Annotated in this window: 5 protein-coding genes and 1 pseudogene; 4 read left to right on the forward strand and 2 right to left on the reverse strand. The window is 30.2% G+C overall.

All coding sequences use genetic code 11. The features are described 5' to 3' along the window. A pseudogene (locus KFD70_RS28655) lies at window positions 1-183 on the forward strand (IS6 family transposase); the annotation flags it as partial. Window positions 184-555: 372 nt separating this feature from the next. Here KFD70_RS28655 and KFD70_RS28660 read toward each other — a convergent pair. Both KFD70_RS28660 and KFD70_RS28665 read right to left on the reverse strand, forming a co-directional pair. Further along, window positions 556-1,800, reverse strand: a complete 1,245-nt coding sequence (locus KFD70_RS28660) for an MDR family MFS transporter (protein ID WP_336454286.1) — start codon at window positions 1,798-1,800, stop codon at window positions 556-558. Between the two features lie 782 nt (window positions 1,801-2,582). Then, the gene (locus KFD70_RS28665; protein WP_336454287.1) at window positions 2,583-2,858 is read right to left on the reverse strand and encodes a hypothetical protein; all 276 of its coding nucleotides are present in this window, start codon (window positions 2,856-2,858) and stop codon (window positions 2,583-2,585) included. A 375-nt stretch (window positions 2,859-3,233) separates the two neighbouring features. On the opposite strand from KFD70_RS28665, the gene KFD70_RS28670 reads away from it, so the two are divergent. From KFD70_RS28670 to KFD70_RS28680, 3 genes are all read left to right on the forward strand, one after another. Then, the gene (locus KFD70_RS28670; protein ID WP_336454288.1) at window positions 3,234-3,923 is read left to right on the forward strand and encodes a hypothetical protein; all 690 of its coding nucleotides are present in this window, start codon (window positions 3,234-3,236) and stop codon (window positions 3,921-3,923) included. Between the two features lie 74 nt (window positions 3,924-3,997). After that, the gene (locus tag KFD70_RS28675; RefSeq protein ID WP_336454289.1) at window positions 3,998-4,633 is read left to right on the forward strand and encodes a Type 1 glutamine amidotransferase-like domain-containing protein; all 636 of its coding nucleotides are present in this window, start codon (window positions 3,998-4,000) and stop codon (window positions 4,631-4,633) included. Window positions 4,634-5,117: 484 nt separating this feature from the next. Next, the coding region (locus KFD70_RS28680; RefSeq protein ID WP_431613543.1) for an AMP-binding protein at window positions 5,118-5,761 on the forward strand (644 nt) is incomplete at its 3' end.

Here is a 5,761-nt window from a genome sequence, read left to right on the forward strand (position 1 = left end):
GATCATAGGCATGTAAAGAGACGTTTTGCCAAATCCGCAGGATTTCAAAATCTTCGTCATGCTTCACGTACGATAAAAGGTATCGAGACTATTCATGCCCTATATAAACAAAGGCGAAGTCTTCAAAGAGACTCCGCCTTTTCAACATACAATGAACTTCAACAATTACTAGCTACTTCCTAAACATTGTTCCTCATTTACCAACCTGTTTATGCTTTTTTCAAACTTTGCAACAGAACCAAGAAAACAACATATACACTTGTGAAATTAGGAACTTATAACAAACTTAAAGTCAAAGACAGAAGAACACCGGAAAGCCGTATGAGGGAAAACTGGAACAGAAAAGAGATGATGAAGTCATTTCTCTTCTGTTCCAGTTGTCTACTTTCCTATGTGTTGTTTGAATACAGTCTTACATTTAACAGTACCAATAAGTTCATTTTAGCTGACACATTCTCCAAATACGAGTATATTCGTTTGGGAGGCACCGTAAAACCAGTTACATGCTCTCCAAATTGCTATGCTGTCTACATAGTTTAATAAGAGATTAAGTAGTTACGATGAAATATTTACTTTTAGACTTTTTTTAGATTTTTCAAATAAACCTACATATAATAATAACGATCCAACCATTACAATTATTCCAATATAAACTGACATCATTGTAGGAGCTAAGAAAGCACCTATAATGATAGTTGTTCTTGCTATAAGTTCTCCACCACTAAATGATAACGAAGAAAACGCGGAGTACGAACCTCTTTTATTTTCGGGTATTATATTAGCTTGTTGAGCATTTTTTATAGGAGAATATAGCAGTTCTCCTATAGTTGCAACAAAATTGAAGAATATTAATACGTACCAAGTTTCTGCTGAAGTTAATAGTATGTAACCCAAACTATATAGAATAAGCCCTAATATCAAAGTTTTTTTATCACTTAAAAAATTTACTAACTTAGTGACCATAAAAGTTAAAAGAACTACTAATAACATATTTTGCACATTTAGAATACTAAGCATCTGTATTCCAGATATTACAAATCCTCCGATTTTAACATCATCAAAACTCTCAGATAAACGAATTCCAATGTAACTATTCAAAGAAAATTCTGCAGCAAAAATCAAAGTGGACCCTAATACAACCTTTACAAATCGAAGATCATGAAAAGCAACTTTATAATTATGCATCAAATCTAAAAATAGATTTTGTTGATTTTTCGTTAAAAATTTATTAAAACCATCGATAAGCCATAGGTGATATGCAATAGGTATTAAAACAGAAGCTATGGTTAAGCAGACGAATAACTCTTCTTGATAACTTTGATACAGAAACCCTCCCATAGCAACCCCTATTGCCATTGATAGATTCGTAAGCCAGTAATCAATTGTATATATAGCTTTCCGATTTTCTGGACTCGTTGAATCCATGATAAGTGCCTGTATAGCTGGTCTTCCCAAATTATTAGTTATAATAAATCCTATATAAGCCATAGCAAATAACCAAATTAACTTCTTAGTCGGAAAAAGACTAATTGTCATAAATAAAGACATTATAGCACTTATTATTGAGGTATTTACTAATATAGTTTTCCTTCTAATACGATCAGAGATGTATCCACCTATTAAACTTGCAATAAAACTAATAGCAACAGTAAAAATTAAAAAGAAACCCGCCCATACTTTACTTATTTCATGGGCGAAAAATAAAGCCATAAAGGGCATTATAGCTGAATTTATTGTACGATTAATAAAAGATGTAATTAACCGTATTTTTATATTTTGTTCGTAATCTTTCCACCTCATATTGTTTCTACCCCCTTTATTTAATGAAACTCTCAAAAAAATGATTAGATAAATTTAAATAAAAAATATTATTCTAAATCTATTAATAGATATGTACGTTCCGCGAATTAGAAGGAATGCTATCAATATGTTTACCAACTGCTAGTATATTTACATGTTCTTCACATTTTTTTACTTACTTTTATAGATCACCTCTTCATCAAAATGACTAAAAAATACTGATGTTTAAACTTCTGCATATAATGGAGTCTTTCTTTTTCCTTGGTCAGTCATATAGATTTTTCTCAGATTGTATTGTTTGTATACAATCTGACTTCAAAACATCATTTTGCCTTGTTAAACTTATCAAATACCGCCGTTTAACTCAATTTTCTAGAGATATTGTATTTTCTCTTTAAGCTTTGTAAAAAGTTATCGATAGCAAGAGGAGTTCCTTAAATAACGCAATTATCATTCTATTCTAAAATATTTTATTCTTATTTAGGGATTATTGTAAAGATATTTAAGGAATAAAGTAGAAAGAGTTTTTTAATTATAAACTATCCTAATGTTTTTCAACTTGTAAATTTCCGTAACTACTGAGTCCCCAAAGAAAATAGATGATCAAGATAAGCTTCTTCGGTAGAAAATTTTTTTTGAAAAGAAATCAAACTCATTTGTTTGTATCTAATCATTTAAAGAACCCTTGAAGAATAATATTAGTCATCATTATTCTTCAGGGGTTCTTGTTATACTTCATTCCGAGTAAAAGGGATACTTAGTGTTAATTATAATTACTTTCGTCATAGTATTAACGTCGCTTGCTTTAAAATATCATTCTCCATCTCAAGTTGCTTTACTTGTTTAGGTAATTTGATGAGTTCTGTCTGCTCATCTGTTAGATTATTTTTTTCTTTGAAAGTCCCAGTGGCTTGACTACGGCTAATCCACTTTTCTAAAGAAGAGGGTTTTAAGTCATACTCAAGGATAATGTCCTTTCTTTGCTTTGCATTTAAATAGAACTGAAACATTTGGTGCTTGAATTCATCTGTAAAACTTTGTCCTTCTCGTTTGGTCAATGTAGCTTCTAATCATGTGTAATAACCTCAGTCTACTGAACCTTACTTTTTCTGTCCAACTCAATGTAGTTTGGAAAATTTCGGGGTTTAATCGAGTGTTTTCGCGATTTTAGTTTATCGTAATGCTGTGAGAATAAAAGGGTTGGGGATTGTTAGATGTTTATGTTGAAGAGGAAGATAAAAAATATGTAGAATGAGGGCTAAAAAGAAATTTTTTCAAATGTTTATCAAAATAGTAATCAATTTCTACATATATCACTAGATTACTAAGGGTTTTATTTCTGACTAGTTTGTTTAGTTTGTTTATTATTTTTAGAAATTCTAGTATAATACGTATTGTTATTTTCGAATATTTTACAAATTTGGAGGTTTATGATGAAATTTGAAGAAAGTATTAGGCTAAAAGTGGTTTTAGTTAGTTGTGAAAATAAGATTGGTTTAGTTAACAATTTAAATAATGACGGGAATGAAATAGCAGAATTACCCTCCGATGGTTTGTTAGGCTTCATGAGCAGGATTAACCCTAATGTTATCTTTATATCAAGTGGTGGCACATACAGACTATTGAAGAAAGCAAATTTAAATGTAATAAGTATCTCTAAATATACAAAACATCCTGAAATGAGAGATGGCTTGGTAACATCTATAGACCACAAGGTTCATGGTGGGATAATGGCACAACCATTTTATAATGAAGATAATTTATATATTAAAAATTACGGAATGCTAAATGTTGATGCAGTAATAACAAATTTCAGTCCACTCAAACTGGAAAAGGTTCTAACGGTAAATGAATTTGAAGGTTTAAGAAATAGGATTGATATTGGTGGACCACTAATGTGTATGACTGCTAGGAAAGCATTCATTAACACCTTGTTATTGACAAATCCAAGTGATTATTTAGATGTAATTAAAGAACTAAATGGAAATGATGGCCTTGTCTCATTAGGATTAAGAACAAGACTTTTAAAAGAAGCTAATAAAATGTTATTTGAATACAATCAGTCTATTGATAAATTTTATGAGAATATTGACGTAAATATCCTGGTGAATTCTTATAAATAATATCAGATTACTATTTTTATTTGTTTAATAATCAAAAATGTATGAATAATGTCTGATAGAAAGTAGGAGAGTTTATGGGAAGATTTATATTCTTGAGTGATGTTGAGAATGTGCATTCTAAAATCAACAATTATATAAAAGATAATATTGATAATAAAAAAAAATCAGTTGCATATTTAAGAGCGAAATCTGATGAAGAGAACAAGTACTTTGCTAAAGTAAAGAATTACTACAATAGTATTGGTATTGAAGAAATAAGATATTTTGATCTCGATAAAAATTATTCTGAACAGGAGATTAGTAACATTTATAATTATTCTGCTATTCATTTGTCGGGTGGTAATACCTTTCAATTTTTGGATAGATTAAAAGAGAAAAAGATGATACAACCTTTAATAAATTATAGTGAAAATAAAGGACTTTTAATTGGTGTTAGTGCTGGTAGCATTATAATGACTGAAGAAATTTCTGTAGCAAATTATCTTGATGAGAATCATGTGAAGTTAGATTCTTTTGATGCATTAAATTTTGTGGATTTCGCATTTTTACCTCATTACAATATTTTAAACAAAGATAGTATTAATTTTAAGTTGAGGGAATACTCAAAAAATAACAAAAAGATTATTTACGCATGTTGTGATGGCAGTGGAATCATTGTCAATAACAAACAAATTGAGTTAGTTGGAGAAGTGGTAGAATTCAGTTTTTAGACTAGTCTATTTTTAGTAAATAATAAGAGGATAAATAGAGTTTTATAATAGTCTGTTTCATGCAAGTATAAGTGATTCTTATGGATATTTGATGAAACAACGAAAGAGTCATTAATGCACAATACAATCGTTCATTTTCTATAAAACTTTAGGATCTATTAGAAAGGGACAAACATATCTCCTTTAAAAAAGATAGTAAGAAATGTATTTGTGGTTTACGTAGATTTTTTTTTGATTGTTTAGAAGCAGAAAGAGGTCTATAGGTATGACAAGGCCCACATTACAAGTAATTTGTAAAATACTACAACTATCTCATGTGCTAGAAGGTTATGAAAGTAGTCTCTTTCAACATAAGGAACAGTTCCTTCAAGATATATTACACCTAGAAATAGAATTTCTTCAGACAAAGAAAATTGCACGTTTGATGTGAAAAATGGTTTTATAATTATGAATATAGATAAAACGATATCAATGAGGTGTAATTATGAATAATAAGATAATTAGGGGAAGTAGAATTTTTACAGATGATCAAATATATGAGAAAGAAAAAATACTGAATGATTTTAATAAGACAGACTTCCATTTTCCTTTGGAAAAGACAATATACGAAGTATTGGAGGAGAAAGCTAAACAATCTCCCAATAAAATTGCTTTAGAATTTATGGGCAAAAGTATGAGTTATAAGGAAGTTAACGAAAAATCGAATGTTATTGCTAGAAAGCTCAGACAAAGAGGCGTGAAAGCAAATGACATAGTTGCGATTATGTGTGACAGATCCTTTGAGATGATTCTAGGTTTATTGGGAATTATGAAATCAGGTGGTGCCTATTTACCAATAGATCCGGAATACCCTGAAGATAGGAAACGTTTTGTACTATCAGATAGTAAGTGTGAAGTTCTTCTAACCTATGGAAACGTGAGTGTTCCGAAAGGAACCAGATGTGAGGTAATAGACCTTGGAAGTGCAGACATATGGGAAGGTGAATCTAGCGATCTACCAAGTGTGAACACATCAAATGATTTAGCGTATGTCATATATACTTCAGGAACAACAGGACTGCCTAAAGGTGTTATGATAAATCATCAGGGTGTAGTTAATCAATTAAGTTACTTGGAATCAGAATACCC

The organism is Bacillus pfraonensis, from assembly GCF_050768835.1.
Classification (GTDB): Bacteria; Bacillota; Bacilli; order Bacillales; family Bacillaceae_G; genus Bacillus_A; species Bacillus_A pfraonensis.